We start from the raw sequence: 16034 nt of genomic DNA on the forward strand, positions 1-16034 counted from the left end.
CTGACCCAGCTTCGCACCCCCGAACCCCGCCGCCGCCCAGAGCCCGCCCGTTCACCCAACCCGATGAAACGGTGAGGCTAGGCTGACCCGCGTGAAGCGTCGACCGGCCCGGGCCACCTCCAAGACCGCGCTCCCGAAGAGGAGTGCCCTGCTGCTCACTGCCGCACTGGCGGCCGGCACCCTGGCGATCTCCGGGTGCCAGCGGTTCTCGCCGATCACCACCGACCTGCACTACGACCCGGCCGACGGGGTCTCCGCCACCCTCGGTGACGTCGCCGTGCACGACCTGCTCGTGGTCGCCGGGTCCAAGGGAGCCGCCGGCGTGGTCTCCGGCTACGTGGTCAACAGCGGCGACCAGGAGGTCACGCTGCAGCTCAAGGCCCCGAACGCCGAAGCGACCCAGACCAAGCTGCCGCCGCACAGCACGGTCAAGCTCTCGGGCGGCGACACGGAGAGTGTCCAGGTCAGCACGGTCGCGGTGGCGCCCGGTTCGATGCTCGACCTGCAGCTGAAGACACCGGACTTCGGTGCCCAGGAGGTCCCGGTGCCGGTCCTGCTGCCGGACGGCTACTACGCGACCGTGACGCCGACCTCCGGCAGCGGCGGCTGATCCCACCGACCGGCGCCTCCGATCCGCTCAGGCGCTCTCGAACTTGTAGCCCAGCCCCCGCACCGTGACGATGTGCTCCGGGGCGGACGAGTCCGTCTCGATCTTGGCCCGCAGCCGCTTGACGTGGACGTCCAGCGTCTTGGTGTCGCCCACGTAGTCGCTCCCCCACACGCGGTCGATGAGCTGCCCCCGTGTCAGCACCCGGCCCGCGTTGCGCAGCAGCATCTCCAGCAGCTCGAACTCCTTGAGCGGGAAGGAGACCTGCTCACCCCGGACGGTCACGACGTGCCGCTCGACGTCCATCCGCACCGGCCCCGCCTCCAGGCTCGGCGGGAGCAGCTCGTCCGGCTCCTGCAGACGACGCAGCACGGCCTTGATCCGGGCCAGCAGCTCGCGGCTCGAGTAGGGCTTGGTGACGTAGTCGTCCGCGCCGATCTCGAGGCCGACGACCTTGTCCACCTCGCTGTCCTTGGCGGTGAGCATGATCACCGGCACCGACGAGCGCTGCCTCAGCGCACGGCACACGTCGATCCCGGACAGACCCGGGAGCATCAGGTCGAGCAGCACCAGGTCTGCTCCCGCCCGGTCGAACCGCTCCAGCGCCGCCGGGCCGGTCTCGGCCACGTCCACGTCGTAGCCCTCCTTGCGCAGCAGGTAGGACAGCGGGTCCGAGTAGGACTCCTCGTCCTCGACGACCAGGATGCGCGTCATGCGGGGTGCCCTTCGTGGGGTGTGGTCATGGAGTCACCTCTCGTCGCGATCCGGAGGTCGGGGCCCGGCCGGGATGGCCGGTGTGCGGCCGGCAGCCGCATGGTGAACGTGGAGCCGTGCCCCTCCTCGCTCCACACGGTGACGTCTCCGCCGTGGTTGGCGCAGACGTGCTTGACGATGGCGAGGCCCAGGCCGGTGCCTCCGGTGGCCCGCGAGCGGGCGGCGTCGACCCGGTAGAAGCGCTCGAAGATGCGTGGTTGCTCACTGGCCGGTATGCCGTGCCCCTGGTCGGTCACGGCGACCTCCACGAGCTCGCCGCGGGTGCGCACCGCCAGGGTCACGCTGGTGCCGGGGTCGGAGTAGGTGATGGCGTTGGCGACCAGGTTGCGGATCGCGGTGGTGAGCAGGTGGGTGTCACCGAAGACCTGCGGCGACCCGGGATCCTCGCGCACCAGGGTCACCTTCGTGCCCCGGTCCTGGGCCAGCAGCTCGGTGTGGTCCACCGCTTCGACCGCAGCCTGCCCGACGTCGACGAGCTCCGGGTCGTGCAGCGTGTCGGCCACCTGGAGCCGGGACAGCTCGACGATCTCGGTGACCAAGGTGGTGAGCCGGCTGCTCTCGACCTGCATCCGCGAGGCGAAGCGGGTGACCGCCTCCGGGTCGTCGCTGGCCCCCTGGACGGCCTCGGCGAGCAGTGCCAGACCACCCACCGGCGTCTTGAGCTCGTGGCTGACGTTGGCCACGAAGTCACGCCGGACCTCCTCGAGCCGACGGGCGTGGGTGCGGTCCTCCACCAGCAGCAGGACGTAGGCGCTCCCGAGCGGGGCGATCCGCGCGGCGACGGTGATGACGCCGGTGCCGATCGGACCGCGGGACAGCTCCAGCTCGGCTTCGCGGATCTCGCCGTCACGGCGCACCCGGCGAGCGAGGTCCCGCAGGGCGGGGTGGACCAGCTCGCTGTCGCGCACGAGTCCGTGGGCCACCGCCGACGGGCTGGTCCTGACGACGGCGTCGTCGCGGTCGAGGACGATGGCGCTGGAGCCCAGGACCGCGAGGACGTCGGCCACGCCCTCGGGCACGCGCGCCTCGGGCAGCTCGTCGTCGGGCACCCGGCGCCGGGCCCGGTCGGTCCAGGCGACCATCGTCACGGCGAGGGCGCCGATGAGCAGGCCCACGGCACCACCGAGCACGGCCGCGGTCGTGGAGTCCACGTGCTCAGCGTACGCAGTCCACGGGCCCGATCATCCGCCGCCGGAGCGGTGCGGTGGGAGCGACGCCGAGTGTTCACCTGCGGTCCGGCACCCGTTCACCGCGGGCTGCCACGCTGCTCTTCGGCGGAGGCCGCACCGCTGGCAACGGGTCGGCAGGCGGCCGTCCATCGGCAGCGCCGTCAGGCACGACCCGCAACGGCAGACACGACAGACATGGCACACACGGCAGACACGGCAAGGACAAGGAACCCATGCGCGACGCATTCCACGAGGACCTCGAGCGGATCTCCGACCAACTGGTCGAGATGACGCGGCTGGCCGGCTCGGCCATGGCCCGGGCCACGACCGCTCTGCTGGACGCCGACATCCACCTGGCGGAGAGCGTCATCGCCGCGGACCAGCAGATCGACCGGATGCGGTCGGAGCTCGACGACCTGTCCATCGACCTGCTCGCCCGCCAGCAACCCGTCGCGACCGACCTGCGCATGGTCGTCACTTCGATGCGGATGAGCGCGGACATCGAGCGCATGGGCGACCTGGCCCGGCACGTCGCCAAGGTGGCCCGGCTGCGCTACCCGGAGTCGGCCGTGCCACCCGTGCTGCGCTCGACCATCCTGCAGATGGGCCAGGTCGCCGAGCGCATCGTTGCCAAGGCCGGATCGGTGATCGCCGGCCGGGACGTCGAGTCGGCCGTCGCCCTCGACCGGGACGACGACGAGATGGACCGGCTGCATCGCGAGGTCTTCGCGATGCTGCTCGAGGGCAAGTGGAAGCACGGCACCGAGGCCGCCGTGGACCTGACCCTGATCGGCCGCTACTACGAGCGGTTCGGCGACCATGCCGTCTCGGTGGCGCGCCGGGTGGTCTACCTGGTCACGGGCGAGTGGCACACCGAGCCGGACGAGGATCTCGAGCAGATCGGCGCTCGCTGACCCCCGTCAGCGACCCTGGTTGGCGACCGCCTCGGCGGCCGCCGCAGCCGCATCGGGGTCGAGGTACTCCCCGCCCGCCACGAGCGGCTTGAGGTCGGCGTCGAGCCGGTAGACGAGCGGCATACCCGTCGGGACGTTGAGGCCCGCGATGTCCTCGTCGCTGATGCCGTCCAGGTGCTTGATCAGGGCGCGCAGGCTGTTGCCGTGCGCGATCACGGCGACGGTCTTGCCGGCCAGCAGGTCGGCGCTGATCTGGCTGTCCCAGTAGGGCAGCATGCGGGCGACCACGTCCTTGAGGCACTCGGTGTCGGGCATGGTGTCGCGCAACCGCGTGTAGCGCGGGTCGTGGGCCTGGCTGAACTCCGAATCGGCCGGGAGCGGCGGCGGCGGCACGTCGAACGAGCGCCGCCACTGCATGAACTGCTCCTCGCCGAACCTCTCCAGGATCTCCTTCTTGTTCTTGCCCTGCAGCGCGCCGTAGTGCCGCTCGTTGAGCCGCCAGGACCGGTGCACCGGGATCCAGTGCCGGTCGCACACGTCGAGCGAGACGTTGGCCGTGGTGATCGCGCGGCGCAGCAGCGAGGTGTGCAGCTCGTCCGGCAACAGCCCCGCCTCACGCAGCTGCTTGCCGGCGGAGACCGCCTCCTGGATGCCCCTCTCGGACAGGTCGACGTCGACCCAGCCGGTGAACAGGTTCTTGGCGTTCCAGGTGCTCTCACCGTGCCGGACGAGGATCAGCGTGTGTCCACTGTCTGCGGTCGTCATGCCGGAAGTCTAGGGGCGGCCGCTCAGCCTCCGGTGCCGCTCCCGCCGCTGCGTCCCCTGTGTCGCGCTCCTTGCCGCTGCGGGCCTCGCTGCGCTCGTGTCCTCGCGCCGTCGTCACCGCTCCGTCCCGTCGAGCAGGTGCCGGAACGCCTCCAGGTTGCCCGTCGACTCCCCCCTCGAGATGCGCCAGTCCCACTCCTTCTTCATCGAGTCGAGGAAGCCGAGCGCCAGCAGCTCGTTGAAGGCACCGTCGGAGGCGTCGAGGACGACCCCGAAGAGCTGATCGAGGTATGCCGGGTCGACCCCCGCGAGGGGGACGCGCCCCTGCACGTAGACGTCCCCGGAGACGTCGATGCCGTAGGACAGCCCCGGCAACCGCAGGTTGCGCCGCAGCAGGGTGCGGTAGACCTCGAGGTGGTTCTCGTCGGGGTTGCGCACCACGAAGGCCGACAGCGACACCGACTGCTGCCCGACGACCACCGAGCAGACCGTCTTGAGCTTCTTCTCCCCCGGCAGGCTGACGACGAGCTCGCCCGGCCGGCCACCGAGCTCCCACTCGATCCCGGCCTCTTCGAGGAAGCCGCGGACCACCTCGTAGGTCGTCTCGGCACTGGTCACGGGATCACCAACGACGGCACGCCCGCCAAGGTCCGGGAGTCGTCGATGGGCGAGCTGCGGTGCGCGGCCCGCGCCTCGGCATACACCTCGAGCAGGCGGTCCGTGGTGGCCTCCCAGCTGAACTGTGCAGCGTGGGCGATCGCCCTGCGGCGCAAGGCGCTTCGTAGATCGGGGTCCTGCAGCAGGTCACCGATCTCGCGGGCCCAGTCCTGCGTGCGGTGTCCCTCGACGAGGACTCCACCGTCGCCGACCGCGGTGGGCAGGCCGCCGACGGACGCGGCCACGACGGGGGTCCCGCTGGCCTCGGCCTCGACGGCGACCAGCCCGAACGACTCGTTGTAGGAGGGGACGGCGACCAGGTCGGCTGCGCGATACCACTGTGCCAGCTCGGCGCGGCCGACCGGGGGCACGAACCGCACGTGCGGCTGCAACCCGAGCCGGGCGGCCAGGTCCTGCAGCGCCTGTGGGTGATCCAGGCCGGTGCCGCTCGGGCCGCCGAGGACCGCGACGACGAGGTCGTCCCGCAGCGACGGTCGTCGGGTGAGCAGCTCGGCGGCGGCGCGCAGCAGCACGTCAGGAGCCTTGAGCGGTTGGATGCGACCGACGAACAGGACGACCTTGGCGTCCGGGGCCAGACCGACCTCGGCTCGGGCGGCCCGCTGGTCCCCGGGGGTGAACCGGTCGAGGTCGACGCCCGGTGGCACCACCCGCACCTTGGCGGGGTCGGCGCCATACAGGTCGACCAGCTCACGGGCCTCGCGAGTGGTGTTGGCCACCAGCCGGTCGGCGGCCTCGACCACCTGGGCCTCGCCGATCTCGCGCCCGGGCGGCTCCGGGCTGTCGCCCTCCGCCAGCCGGGCGTTCTTGACCCGCGCCATGGTGTGCATGGTGTGGACGAGGGGGACGTGCCAGCGGTCGGCCGCCAGCCACCCGACCTGGCCGGAGAGCCAGTAGTGCGCGTGGACCAGGTCGTACCAGCCCTCGGCGCGCGCCGCCTCGGCGGTCATGACGCCGGCGGCGAAGGCGCACAGCTGCCCCGGCAGGTCCTGCTTGGACAGACCCTCGTAGGGGCCGGCGGCGACGTGCCGGACCAGCACGCCGGGCGCGGCCTCCACCTGCGGGGGCAGGGCCCCGGTCGTCGCCCGCGTGAAGATCTCGACCTCGACGCCGCGACGGGCCAGCCGTCGCGCGCTCTCGAGGACGTAGACGTTGAGCCCTCCCGCGTCACCGGTCCCGGGACGCTCGAGCGGTGAGGTGTGCACGCTGATCATGGCCACCCGACCCGGTCGCGCGCCTGCTGTCGTCACGCGCTCGAGTCTGCCACGACGGTGCAGGCGTCGCCCGAGGGGGAATCCTCGGCGCGACGAGGTGATGGGTGCCTGCGCCGCTCCGGTCGCAGTGCGCCAGACTTCAAGGATGGTGGCAGTCACCCTCGTGGGAGCAGGCAGGATCGGGCTCCCGGTTGCCGGGCACCTTGTTGCCGCCGGCCACCGGGTCGAGGTCGTGGATCTCCGCGAGGACCGACAGGTCGACGTCGAGGCGGCCGGGGCGCACTGGAGCTCGTCGCTGACGCGGCTGCCCGCGGACCACGTGCTGGTCACGGTCCTGCCCGGCAGCCCCGAGCTGCGCGAGCTGATGCTCGGCCCGTCAGGCGGCTCTGCTCCGGGGGCGCTCGCGCAGCTGGCCCCCGGAGGCAGCTGGATCGACCTGACGAGCACGGCTCCGGGCCTTGCCCAAGACCTGGCCGCGGCAGCGAACGAGCGCGGTGTGCGCTACCTCGACGCCGCAGTGGGCGGTGGCCCGCAGGACGCCCGGCGCGGCGACCTGGCGCTCTACGTGGGCGGTGAGGACTCGGATGTGGAGCGCCTGCGCCCGTTGCTCGAGACGTTCGCCGACCCGACACGCATCCGTCACATGGGGGATCACGGAGCCGGCTACCTGACGAAGCTGTTGATCAACCAGCTGTGGTTCGGACAGGCCGTCGCCGTGGGCGAGGCCCTGCTGCTGGGGGCCCAGGCCGGTCTTGCGACCGACCGGCTGGCCGACGTGCTCGACACGAGCCCTGCCGGCAGCGACTTCGTCCACACCCACCTTTCGTCGCTTCTGGCCGGTGACTACCTTCCGACGTTCGGGCTCGCCCGAGTGGTGGAGGAGCTGGACTCCTTGGCGCGCCTCGCCGAGTCGGCCGGCACCCCCTGGTCGGTGTCGGAGCGCGTCGCGCAGGTGCATCGACGCGCCCTGGCCCACTACGGCGACGTCGACGGCGAGCTCCTCGGTGTCGCCTGGCTGGAACACCTTGCCGGCCGGCGGCTTGGCCGATCCGTCGGGCCCGATCAGCCCGCGGTCAGCTCGGCGTAGTCGGAGGCGTCCTACCCCGTCCGACCCGGGGCGGCACCGAGCGGTCAGTCGGCGCTGCGCCTCGCGTAGTCGTCCTCGATCCGCTCGATGTCGGACTCGTCGAAGTCACCGAACGCGATCTCGAGCACGCGGCCCGGTCGGGAGCCGGAGTTGCCCATCCGGTGCCGGCTCCCCTGCCCGGCCCAGACCCGTTCGCCGGGCCCCGCGCTCCACGCCCGGCCGTCGATCTCCACGTCGATCGGCACGTCGAGCACCTGCCACATCTCGTCGCGGTGACCGTGGGTCTGCAGGGAGAGCCGGTGCCCCGGCTGCACCGTGATGATCTTGACCGTCACTCGCTCGTTGGAGACGAACTGCTGGAACTCACCCCATGGCCGCTCGGCGACGAACACGTCGGCGGTGCGGTCGGTCATCTCCCCGGTCCGTCCTGTCGTCGTGGACATGGCTTCCTCCGTCGCGGTGGCGTGTCCTGCGATTGTGCCTCACCACGCCGTCGAAGGAGTGAGAAACAGACCAATCAAGCGGCGCACCGTGGCCCGGTGCCGCCACATGAGACCACCCGGCGGCAGCACCTCGAGTCGAGCGTCCGGAAGCAGGCCGGCCAACTGCTCGGCCACGGAGACCGGATGGGCCGGATCGTCCTCCTGGGCAAGCACCAGAGCCGGAGCCCGTACGCCGCGTAGCGCCTCGCGGTCGTCCATCGCCACCGCGTGGGGCAGCGTCCGCAGCGCCCGGGAGACGGGGGTGCCGACCAGGTGGGTCGCCTGACCGCGGCACCAGGTCCGCACCGCCCGGTCCGCTCGGACCGGCTCGGGCTGCTCGAGCAGCAGGAGCTCGGTCATCCCGTCGACGTCGCGCTCGTCGGCGCGGTCGGCCATGGCCACGAGGCGCTCGAGGGCGACGTCTTCCCGGGGACGGTCGAGGACCGCGGGGATGACGAAGACGAGTCGTTCGAAGCGGGCCGGTTCCTGCTCGAGCCAGTGGCACAGTGCCCCGGCTCCCATGCTCACGCCGAGGGCCTGGGCGGCGCCCACCGTGTCGGCGACGGCGCGCAGCTCGGCCGCGAGCGCGGCATACGTCCAGGGTGTCTCGGGAGCGGCGGAGGCGCCGTGGCCGCGGAAGTGCAGGAAGGTCCGGCTGCCGGGCACGCCGGATCCGAAGGGGCGGGTCGTGTCGATCGACCCGGCGAGGCCGTGGGCGAAGACCGTGGACGGGCTGCCGGATCCGGTGGTGAGGTATTCGATCGGCCCGTCGGGACCGGCGAGCAGTGAGGTGAGGGAGGCCGAGCCGAGGCTCACCAGGGACCGTAGGGACCCGACGAGGAGGACCCCCGGCCACGCACCTGCTGCAACGCGGGGCGCACGTCCGCGAGGTAGACCGCGGCACCGAGCACGGCCGCGATCCCGAGGAGGTTGAGCGGGTTGGCGAAGAAGATGAAGCCGACGGCCGCGCTGACGGCCACGATCGCGACCCAGAAGGTCTTGGTGCGCTTGCCGGCCGCGGGATAGGCGTTGCTCGGGTGCCGGACCGCGTCGACCAGCGCGAACAGCTCGAGCAGGAACGCCGCGATCCCGAGGATCATGGCGACGCCGACCTGCGCCTGGCCCAACAGATACTCCATGCCACCAGACTACGTCGAGGCGGCGGAGCCGACGCTGCCGACCGGCCGGATCAGGTGTCGGTCCGTGGGCCGAATCACGGTGCAGGCGTCGCAGGTCAGGTGTCGACGACGAGGGTGAACGGTCCGTCGTTGACCAGGGACACCTCCATCATCGCCCCGAAGCGGCCGGTGGCGACCTCGATCCCGCGTGCGCGCAGGGCCACCACGACGGCGTCCACCAAGGGCTCGGCGACCGGCCCGGGCGCGGCGGCGCTCCACGAGGGGCGCCGGCCCTTGCGGGTGTCGGCATAGAGGGTGAACTGGCTGACGACCAGGACCGGGGCGCCCGTGTCGACCACGGACTGCTCGTCGCGCAGGATGCGCAGCTCGGCGATCTTGCGCGCCATCCGGGCCACCTGCTCCGGTCCGTCGTCGTGGGTGGCGGCCACCAGCACGACCAGGCCGGGGCGCTCGATCGCCCCGATGACCTGCGCCCCGACCGTGACGCTGGCGCGGGTGACCCGCTGCAACACCGCCCGCACGGCTCAGAAACCCGTCGCCGTCACGGCGCCCACCGGTTCGCCGTGGCCGAGGACCGGGGCGCTCTGCATCGTGCTGAGGACGTCGTCGTCGAGGCCGAGGGCCCGCAGGGCGGAGGCGGTCACCACGGCTCTTGCGCGGCTGCCGCCGTCCAGGATCTTGACCGCGAGGCATCGTCCGTCGGCGAGCCCGACGGCCTGCACGGCCTCGGCACCGTCCTTGGAGACGAGCCCGTCGACGCCCCTGATCAGGGTGGTCACGTCGCGCCGGGTGCCGCCGAGCCACTGTGGGTGGGCCCGGATCGCGTCACGCACGCGCCCCTCCGGTGTCCCGATCGCGGCCGTCGCGAGCCGACCGAAGGCGCGCGCCAGACCGGTCAGCGGGACGGCGAAGACCGGGGCGCCGCAGCCGTCGACACCGGTGGCGGAGATCGGTTCGCCGGCCAGTTCCGTGAGGGACTCGGCGATCGCCTGCTGCAACGGGTGCCGCGGGTCCCGGTAGGTGGCCAGGTCCCAGCCGGCCGCCACGCAGGTCGAGAGCATCCCGGCGTGCTTGCCCGAGCAGTCGGCCGCGATCGAGGACGCAGGCCGGCCCGCGGCCACCCAGGCGTCTCGCTCCACCGGGTCGATCGGGAGCCCCGGCGTGTTCTGCAGGTCGGACTCGGAGAGGCCGGCCGCGGCGAGGATGCGGCGCGCCCCGTCGAGGTGGAAGGCCTCACCGGAGTGGCTCGAGGACACCAGCGCCAGCAGCTCGCCGTCGAGGTCCAGGCCGTGGCGCAGCATGGCCACGGCCTGGATCGGCTTGACCGCCGACCTCGGGAAGATCGGCGCCGACGGGTTGCCGCGTTCGAGCAGCACCGAGCCGTCGGCATCGAGCGCCACGACCACACCGTGGTGCACCGACTCGACGAAGCCGGACCGGACGACCTCTGCCACGGGCACGGCATACGGGCCGGTGTCGGCGGGCGAGGTTGGTGCGGGCGAGGCGGGTGCGTCGGTCACGCTCCGCACTCTAGGGCGTCGCCGCCGGCGGGGTGGGCGCGGACGGGCCCGGCCCGCACCCGACTCGGGCAGCTCCGAGCACCTCGAAACCGGTCCGATCCGAGCACGGACTCACAGACACAGGATGCCGCCCGCTGCGGTGAGCGGGCGGCATACCTGGTCGGGCTGCGACGTCGGATCGTGCTGGCCGACTGGCCCGGTCGAACTCTCGCCGTGGTGCAGGTCGGTCAGTCGCCGACCTTCTTGGCAGCCGCCGTGGTGGCGCGAGCGGCCTTCGAGGCCGTCTTGCGCGCACTCGTGGACGAGGCCTTGGTCGCGCGCTTGCTCGCCGCGGCGCGCTTCTTGGCCGTGGTGGCGGTGCGCCTGGTCGAGGTGCGAGTGGCCTTGGTGGCGGCCTGGGTCTCGGTCACCGCGTCGTCCACGACGGACTCCACGACGTTCTCGGCCTGGCGGCGGCCGGTCGTCAGCGTCGCCTTGGCCGCACGCTGGGTGTCCTCCGCGGCCTTGCGCACCGTCGTGACGGCGCCCTTGCCCTGGGCGATCGCGGTCTCGGCCTGGTCGAGCAGGTCCTTGGTGGCCTTCTGGTTGCGGATCCGCGTGACCAGCTGCTGGCCGCGCTCGGCCAGCTCCTCGTAGGACTCCTGGGCCTGGCCGGCCAGGACGAGGGTGCGGTTCAGCACGAGCGCGGGCACCTGCTGGGCCTGCTCGGCTGCCTGCTCGGCCTGCTTCTGCAGCGCGTCCACGGACAGGTCGGCGCGGCGGGCCGCGGCACGCTCACGCGCGGCGCGCAGCTTCTCGGCGGCCAGGTCGGTCACGCCGACGGCGGCGTAGACCGGGGTCGCGTCCTTGACCGTCTTGGTCAGGTCCTTGGTGAAGTCGGTGATGAACGTCATCGTGATGCTCCTTCTGCGGTGGTCTTGGCGGCCTTGGCCGCCTTGGTGGTCTTGGCGGCCCGGGTGGACTTGGCGGTCGCGGGCTTGCGCCGGGGGGTGGCCGGCGCGCCGGCGCCGGCAGTGCGGCTCCTGCCGGTCGCGGCCGTGGACCTGGAAGCGTGCGAGGACTGCGGCTCGTCGTCGTCGCCGACGAGCGAGGCGTAGACGTCGAGCAGGACCCGGCGCTGCCGGTCGGACAGGCGGGGGTCGGCGAGGATCGCGGCGGCGACGTCGGGCTGGTGGCCTGCCTCGGACTCCGCCTTCTCCTCGAGGATTCCCGCGCGGACATAGAGCGACTCGGCGGAGATGCGCAGGCCCTTGGCGAGCTGCTGCAGGATCTCGGCGCTGGGCTTCTTCAGGCCCCGCTCGATCTGTGAGAGGTAGGGGTTGCTGACCCCGGCCACGTCGGACAGCTGCCGCAGCGACAGCCGCGCTGCCTGGCGCTGTTCGCGCAGGTAGCCGCCGAGGTCGGGTACGGGGATCGGGGTCATGCCCCCAGTATGCTTGCTCTAGTTAGCACTTTGCAAACTCAGCAAGCGTGTCTCCACTCACACGGGTGCGGGGGAATGCCCTCAGCGGGTGACGATCTCGGTCTGGCTGGCGGCGATGCCCGAGGCGACCAGCTCGGCGTCGAGCGGGGTGTTGCGCTTGATGACCGCCAGGGCGATCGGGCCGTCCTCGAAGTGGCGTGCCACCGACGTCACGCGCCCGACGACGCGGCCACCAGTCTCGAGCTCGGCTCCGCGCTCGGGCAGCACGTGGCCGGAGCCGTCGAGGTCGAGGAAGACGAGCCGGCGCGGCGGGCGTCCGAGGTTGTGCACCCGCGCGATGGTCTCCTGCCCGCGGTAGCAACCCTTGTGCAGGTGCACGGCGGTCCGCAGCCAGTCGACCTCGTGCGGGATGGTCCGGTGGTCGGTCTCGAAGCCGAGCCGCGGCCGCCACGCCGCCACCCGCAACGCCTCGGCGGCCCAGGTGCCCGCCAGCGGACGGTCCCCGACGGCGCCCTGGAGCTCGCTGCGGGGGACGATCACCTCGCGCCAGTCCCGTTCGCGGCCTGGGTGCTCGACGACGGTGCTGTATGCCGCGGTGTCACCTGCCAGGTCGGGCCAGGGGTCCGACCAGGAGAGCGGCTCACCCTCGGCCGACTCGCGCCGCACCGGCTCACCGAGCACGGCATGGTCGGCGGTGACGTCGGCCACTTCCACGCGCAGCATGAACCGCATCGAGTCGAGCCAGGCCACGAGCGACCCGGCGGTGCCCGGCTCGACGGTGATCCAGGTGGTCTCGCCGTCGTCCACCATGTGCAGGTCGTGCTCGATGTGGCCCTTCGGCGACAGCACGAGCGACTCGGCCGACACGCGGGGAGCCAGCCCGGTGAGCGTCTGCGTGGTCATGGAGTGCAGCCACGAGAGCCGGTCGGGTCCGGTCACGGTGACGACCGAACGGTGCGACAGGTCGACGACGGCCAGCCCCTCGGCGAGCAGGCGCTGTTCGCGCAGCGGGTCGCCGTAGTGGGCCGCGACGCCCGCGTCCGGACCCTGGTCGGCCACCGCGCCGTGGACGTCGAGCAGAGGGCTGCGCCAGCTGGTGGCCGGCTCGGTGTTCGTGGTCACGGCTGGGGAGTCGGTCATGGGGTCGAGCACGGTGGTGCACCCTCCGGGGAGTCGCCTGGGTGGCAGGTACCGACCGGGCCCCGTGCCGGGGCCGGTCACCCCACCAGCCTACGTCGGGGCGAAACCGGTGGGACCGGCCGTCAGCCGACCCGCTTGAGCTGGGCCGACACGTGGCTGGTCATGGGCTGACCCATCGCCGACATGTCCATCACCCACATCAGGTCGGAGTTGACCAGGCCGTAGAGGCGCGCGGCCGCCGAGTAGTCCTTGGCCCTGGGGCTGCGCAGGACTCCGTCGGTCTGCAGCTCGATCTTGGCCGGCTCGGTCTTGCCGTAGTACATCTCCACGATGCCGGTGGGGTGGACGAGCAGCAGCTCCACCTCGCCGTCCTCGGCAGGGCGCCAGAAACCGAGCTCGGTGGCGAGCGGTCGGACCTGGTTGCCCTCCTCGTCCAGCAGCCAGGTGCGGCTCTGCCACTCCAGGAACGGCCGGCCGTCGTGGGTGACGACGATCTCCTGGCCGAAGTTGGCGGACTCGATCGTCGGGTAGCCGACCACCCCTGCGCCCTCCCACCGGCCGATCAGCCAGGCGAGGGGCGCAAGCTCCCGAGGAAGGTCGGCGTCGAGCTCGAACGGCATCAGCGCACGCTGCGCACGAGGCGGTAGACCACGTAGGCCGCGAACCACACGATGAGCAGCGAGCTGATCGCCAGGAGCGTGATGAAGAACGTTTCCACGGGGCAGATCGTAGCCTGAGCGCATGACGGACCCGGCACGGCGCCTCATCATCAAGCTGACCCACGGCATCGAGGCGCCCGAACGCCTCTCGCAGGCCTTCACGGTCGCGGCCACGGCGGTGGCCAGCGGCGCCGGGGTGAGCCTCTGGTTGACCGGCGAGGCGGTCTGGCTCGCCGTGCCCGGCCGCGCGGAGGAGTTCGTGCTGCCGGAGAGTCCGCCGCTGGCCGACCTGCGCGACGGTGTCCTCGCCGGCGGCACCCTCACCGTGTGCACGCAGTGCGCCGCGCGGCGAGGCCTGACCGAGGCCGACCTGGTCGCCGGCGTGGTCATCAGCGGCTCGGCCTCCTTCGTCGAGGAGGTCCTCACGCCGGACGCGCAGGCCCTCGTCTACTGACCCGTCCCTCCGACCGACCCCGCGACCACTCCTTTGGGGTATGCCGGTCAGCCGGCGAAGGCGCGCTGCACCACCACGACGAGGACGCCGGTGAGGAGCACGGACGCGGTCCCGGAGACCAGTTGCGGCCGCGCGCCGGCCAGGGTCGGCAGCACGCTGAGCACGCGCCGCACGGCGTGGGACACCCCGGCACCGGCGACCCCGAGGACGAGCGCCGGGGGCCAGTCCACGCCGCCCGCCTGCCCGGCCGCCACGGCAGCGGCAGCGCCGAGCACCATGCCGATCGGCAACGACCAGACGAGCAGGGCGGGCCACCGGCCGAGCAGGTCCACCACCGCCGACACGGCCACCGCGGCCATCCCGGCCGTGAGCAGCCAGGGGCCGTCCTCGAGGTGGGGCAGCGCGATCGTGCAGGCTCCCGACGCGATCACCGCCAGCCCGGTGACGGTGGAGGCGATCGACTCGACGAGCCGGGGCCGACCGTCGCGGCGCGCCAGCTGGTGCACGAAGCAGGCCAGCACTCCTCCGGCCATCGCCACCGGGAGCAGCTCCAGGTAGGGCGGCTCCGACTCCAGCGCGACGGTCAGCACCACGGCGGCCGTGCCCAGCAGGAGCACGGCGGTGCTGCCGCGCGGACTCGGCACCGACAGCGTGCCGGGCCACCCCCACGAGAGCACGGCGCCCGCGAGCGCGACGGCCACCGCCAGCAGGTCGGCGCTCGCGTGTCCGGTGACGGCGAGCAGTCCCGCAGCGACCACGGTGGACACGGCCACGAGCAGCGGGAGCAGCAACACCGGCGTAGCCGGCGCGCTATCGCCAGTCGGGGAGGGGTGACCGCTGCTCGGCACGGGGCTGGCGGACTCGGTCACGGACCGCATCCTCGCATCACCCCCCGGCGAAGGGCGGGAGAACCTCGAGCCGCATCCCGTCGGCCACCGGTGCCTCCCGCGCCGCCGGGCGGCCGTCCAGCAGCACCGAGGCCACCTGCACGACCGGCTCGAGCGCGGGGTGCGCGCCCACCGCTGCCGCCAGCACGTCTCCCACCGTGTCGCCCGAGTGCTCCTCGGTATCGAGCCCGGCGGCGGCGCGTGCGGCCGCCCAGTAGCGCACGGTGATCCGCGCCCTCGTGGACTCGGTGCGGTCGTCCGCGGTCGTCATACGCGCTCGTCCTGCCTTCCCGATGGGATCCTGGCCGTGGGCGCCCGTGGTCTCGGGTGCCGGAAGGGTCCGGCCGGACCGGGCCCTCCCCCACTATCCTGCCTGCTGTGGCCAGACTCCTGCTGCTCACCCAGCCGCCTGCGGCCAGCACGGAGGTGCTGCCGGCGCTGGACCTGCTCGGTCACGAGGTGCGCACGCTGTCTCCGGAGCCGGCCGCGCTCGTCGACGCCCCCGAGGCCGACGTCGTCCTGGTCGACGGCCGCCGGGCACTCGGTGCGGCGCGATCGCTGTGCCAACTGCTGCGCACCACCGGAGTCACCGCACCGGTGCTCGTGATCCTGTCCGAGGGCGGATTCGCGGCGTTGACCGCCGAGTGGCAGGTGGACGACGTCGTCGTCGACACCGCCGGCCCGGCCGAGGTCGAGGCCCGGCTCCGGCTGGCGACGACGCGCACCCTCGTCGCGGCGGACGAGGAAGGTGCCCCGATCACTGCCGGAGACCTGGTCATCGACGAGGCGGCGTATGCCGTCCGGCTGCGAGGTAACTCCCTGGACCTGACCTACAAGGAGTTCGAGCTGCTCAAGTACCTCGCCCAGCACCCGGGGCGGGTCTTCAGCCGCGACCAGCTGCTGCAGGAGGTCTGGGGCTACGACTACCTCGGCGGGACCCGCACCGTTGACGTGCACGTCCGCCGCCTCCGGGCCAAGCTCGGGCCCGAGCACGAGGCCCTCATCGGCACGGTGCGCAACGTCGGCTACCGCTTCGTGCCCGGCGACCAGCGCGAGCGCTCGGACGTCTCCGCCCCCTCCTGAGCAGCCGCCGGCCGGTGCCAGGTCCAGCACGCCGACGGCGGC

The 16034-nt window shown here is 72.5% G+C and carries 21 protein-coding genes; 5 read left to right on the forward strand and 16 right to left on the reverse strand.

Features of this window, described 5'->3' with window-relative positions; translation table 11 throughout:
• The first annotated feature begins 91 nt into the window (after positions 1-91).
• On the forward strand, positions 92-610 hold the full coding sequence (locus FCN22_RS11565; protein ID WP_137121713.1) for a hypothetical protein: 519 nt from the start codon (positions 92-94) through the stop codon (positions 608-610).
• Between the two features lie 27 nt (positions 611-637).
• Here FCN22_RS11565 and FCN22_RS11570 read toward each other — a convergent pair whose 3' ends face one another.
• Together FCN22_RS11570 and FCN22_RS11575 are read right to left on the reverse strand one after the other, a co-directional pair.
• Complete coding sequence (locus tag FCN22_RS11570; RefSeq protein ID WP_137121714.1) at positions 638-1321, reverse strand: response regulator; 684 nt, start codon at positions 1319-1321, stop codon at positions 638-640.
• Entirely contained in the window at positions 1318-2532 is a 1215-nt protein-coding gene (locus FCN22_RS11575) for a sensor histidine kinase (RefSeq protein ID WP_137121715.1), read from the reverse strand. The genes FCN22_RS11570 and FCN22_RS11575 overlap by 4 nt, the downstream gene beginning before the upstream one ends.
• Before the next feature lie 251 nt (positions 2533-2783).
• Between FCN22_RS11575 and phoU the strand changes: the two genes are divergently transcribed.
• Positions 2784-3464: a phosphate signaling complex protein PhoU gene (gene phoU / locus FCN22_RS11580; RefSeq protein WP_137121716.1), complete on the forward strand. Its 681-nt coding sequence runs from the start codon at positions 2784-2786 to the stop codon at positions 3462-3464.
• A gap of 6 nt (positions 3465-3470) precedes the next feature.
• Here phoU and FCN22_RS11585 read toward each other — a convergent pair whose 3' ends face one another.
• From FCN22_RS11585 to mshA, 3 genes are all read right to left on the reverse strand, one after another.
• Complete coding sequence (locus tag FCN22_RS11585) at positions 3471-4229, reverse strand: phosphoglyceromutase (RefSeq protein WP_137121717.1); 759 nt, start codon at positions 4227-4229, stop codon at positions 3471-3473.
• 114 nt (positions 4230-4343) lie between these two features.
• Positions 4344-4847, reverse strand: coding sequence for a type III secretion system chaperone family protein (locus FCN22_RS11590; protein WP_137121718.1), 504 nt, complete (start codon positions 4845-4847; stop codon positions 4344-4346).
• A complete protein-coding gene (mshA, locus tag FCN22_RS11595) occupies positions 4844-6118 on the reverse strand; it encodes a D-inositol-3-phosphate glycosyltransferase (RefSeq protein WP_137121787.1) in 1275 nt (424 codons plus the stop codon). The genes FCN22_RS11590 and mshA overlap by 4 nt, the downstream gene beginning before the upstream one ends.
• Before the next feature lie 145 nt (positions 6119-6263).
• Between mshA and FCN22_RS11600 the strand changes: the two genes are divergently transcribed.
• Entirely contained in the window at positions 6264-7205 is a 942-nt protein-coding gene (locus tag FCN22_RS11600; RefSeq protein ID WP_162308192.1) for an NAD(P)-dependent oxidoreductase, read from the forward strand.
• Positions 7206-7249: 44 nt separating this feature from the next.
• On the opposite strand, the gene FCN22_RS11605 is transcribed toward FCN22_RS11600, so the two are convergent.
• The 9 genes from FCN22_RS11605 to FCN22_RS11645 form a co-directional block, all read right to left on the reverse strand.
• Positions 7250-7648: a phosphomannose isomerase type II C-terminal cupin domain gene (locus FCN22_RS11605; protein ID WP_137121720.1), complete on the reverse strand. Its 399-nt coding sequence runs from the start codon at positions 7646-7648 to the stop codon at positions 7250-7252.
• A 39-nt stretch (positions 7649-7687) separates the two neighbouring features.
• Positions 7688-8503, reverse strand: a complete 816-nt coding sequence (locus FCN22_RS11610) for an alpha/beta fold hydrolase (RefSeq protein WP_202911540.1) — start codon at positions 8501-8503, stop codon at positions 7688-7690.
• A complete protein-coding gene (locus FCN22_RS11615) occupies positions 8500-8826 on the reverse strand; it encodes a DUF2516 family protein (RefSeq protein WP_137121721.1) in 327 nt (108 codons plus the stop codon). The genes FCN22_RS11610 and FCN22_RS11615 overlap by 4 nt, the downstream gene beginning before the upstream one ends.
• 95 nt (positions 8827-8921) lie before the next feature.
• Positions 8922-9347, reverse strand: coding sequence for a D-aminoacyl-tRNA deacylase (dtd, locus tag FCN22_RS11620; protein ID WP_137121722.1), 426 nt, complete (start codon positions 9345-9347; stop codon positions 8922-8924).
• A gap of 3 nt (positions 9348-9350) precedes the next feature.
• Entirely contained in the window at positions 9351-10346 is a 996-nt protein-coding gene (locus tag FCN22_RS11625; protein WP_202911541.1) for an asparaginase, read from the reverse strand.
• A 227-nt stretch (positions 10347-10573) separates the two neighbouring features.
• Entirely contained in the window at positions 10574-11239 is a 666-nt protein-coding gene (locus tag FCN22_RS11630; protein ID WP_238384689.1) for a hypothetical protein, read from the reverse strand.
• The gene (locus tag FCN22_RS22550) at positions 11236-11769 is read right to left on the reverse strand and encodes a helix-turn-helix domain-containing protein (RefSeq protein ID WP_137121724.1); all 534 of its coding nucleotides are present in this window, start codon (positions 11767-11769) and stop codon (positions 11236-11238) included. Before FCN22_RS22550 ends, FCN22_RS11630 begins: the two co-directional genes overlap by 4 nt.
• A gap of 81 nt (positions 11770-11850) precedes the next feature.
• Entirely contained in the window at positions 11851-12909 is a 1059-nt protein-coding gene (ygfZ, locus tag FCN22_RS11640; protein ID WP_137121725.1) for a CAF17-like 4Fe-4S cluster assembly/insertion protein YgfZ, read from the reverse strand.
• Between the two features lie 122 nt (positions 12910-13031).
• Positions 13032-13529 (reverse strand): heme-binding beta-barrel domain-containing protein, encoded by a 498-nt coding sequence (locus FCN22_RS11645; RefSeq protein ID WP_137121726.1) that lies wholly within the window; start codon positions 13527-13529, stop codon positions 13032-13034.
• A 121-nt stretch (positions 13530-13650) separates the two neighbouring features.
• Here FCN22_RS11645 and FCN22_RS11650 point away from each other — a divergent pair, with 121 nt between their 5' ends.
• Positions 13651-14022, forward strand: coding sequence for a DsrE family protein (locus FCN22_RS11650; RefSeq protein ID WP_137121727.1), 372 nt, complete (start codon positions 13651-13653; stop codon positions 14020-14022).
• Between the two features lie 47 nt (positions 14023-14069).
• On the opposite strand, the gene FCN22_RS11655 is transcribed toward FCN22_RS11650, so the two are convergent.
• Positions 14070-14891, reverse strand: coding sequence for a hypothetical protein (locus tag FCN22_RS11655; protein ID WP_137121728.1), 822 nt, complete (start codon positions 14889-14891; stop codon positions 14070-14072).
• Between the two features lie 16 nt (positions 14892-14907).
• Positions 14908-15180 carry a MoaD/ThiS family protein gene (locus tag FCN22_RS11660; RefSeq protein ID WP_137121729.1) on the reverse strand — a complete coding sequence of 91 codons (273 nt, stop codon included), beginning with the start codon at positions 15178-15180 and terminating at the stop codon, positions 14908-14910.
• Between the two features lie 107 nt (positions 15181-15287).
• Between FCN22_RS11660 and FCN22_RS11665 the strand changes: the two genes are divergently transcribed.
• Positions 15288-15992 (forward strand): winged helix-turn-helix transcriptional regulator, encoded by a 705-nt coding sequence (locus FCN22_RS11665; RefSeq protein WP_137121730.1) that lies wholly within the window; start codon positions 15288-15290, stop codon positions 15990-15992.
• Positions 15993-16034: the final 42 nt, after the last annotated feature.

The sequence above is a fragment of the Segeticoccus rhizosphaerae genome (genome assembly GCF_005222685.1).
Classification (GTDB): domain Bacteria; phylum Actinomycetota; class Actinomycetes; order Actinomycetales; family Dermatophilaceae; genus Segeticoccus; species Segeticoccus rhizosphaerae.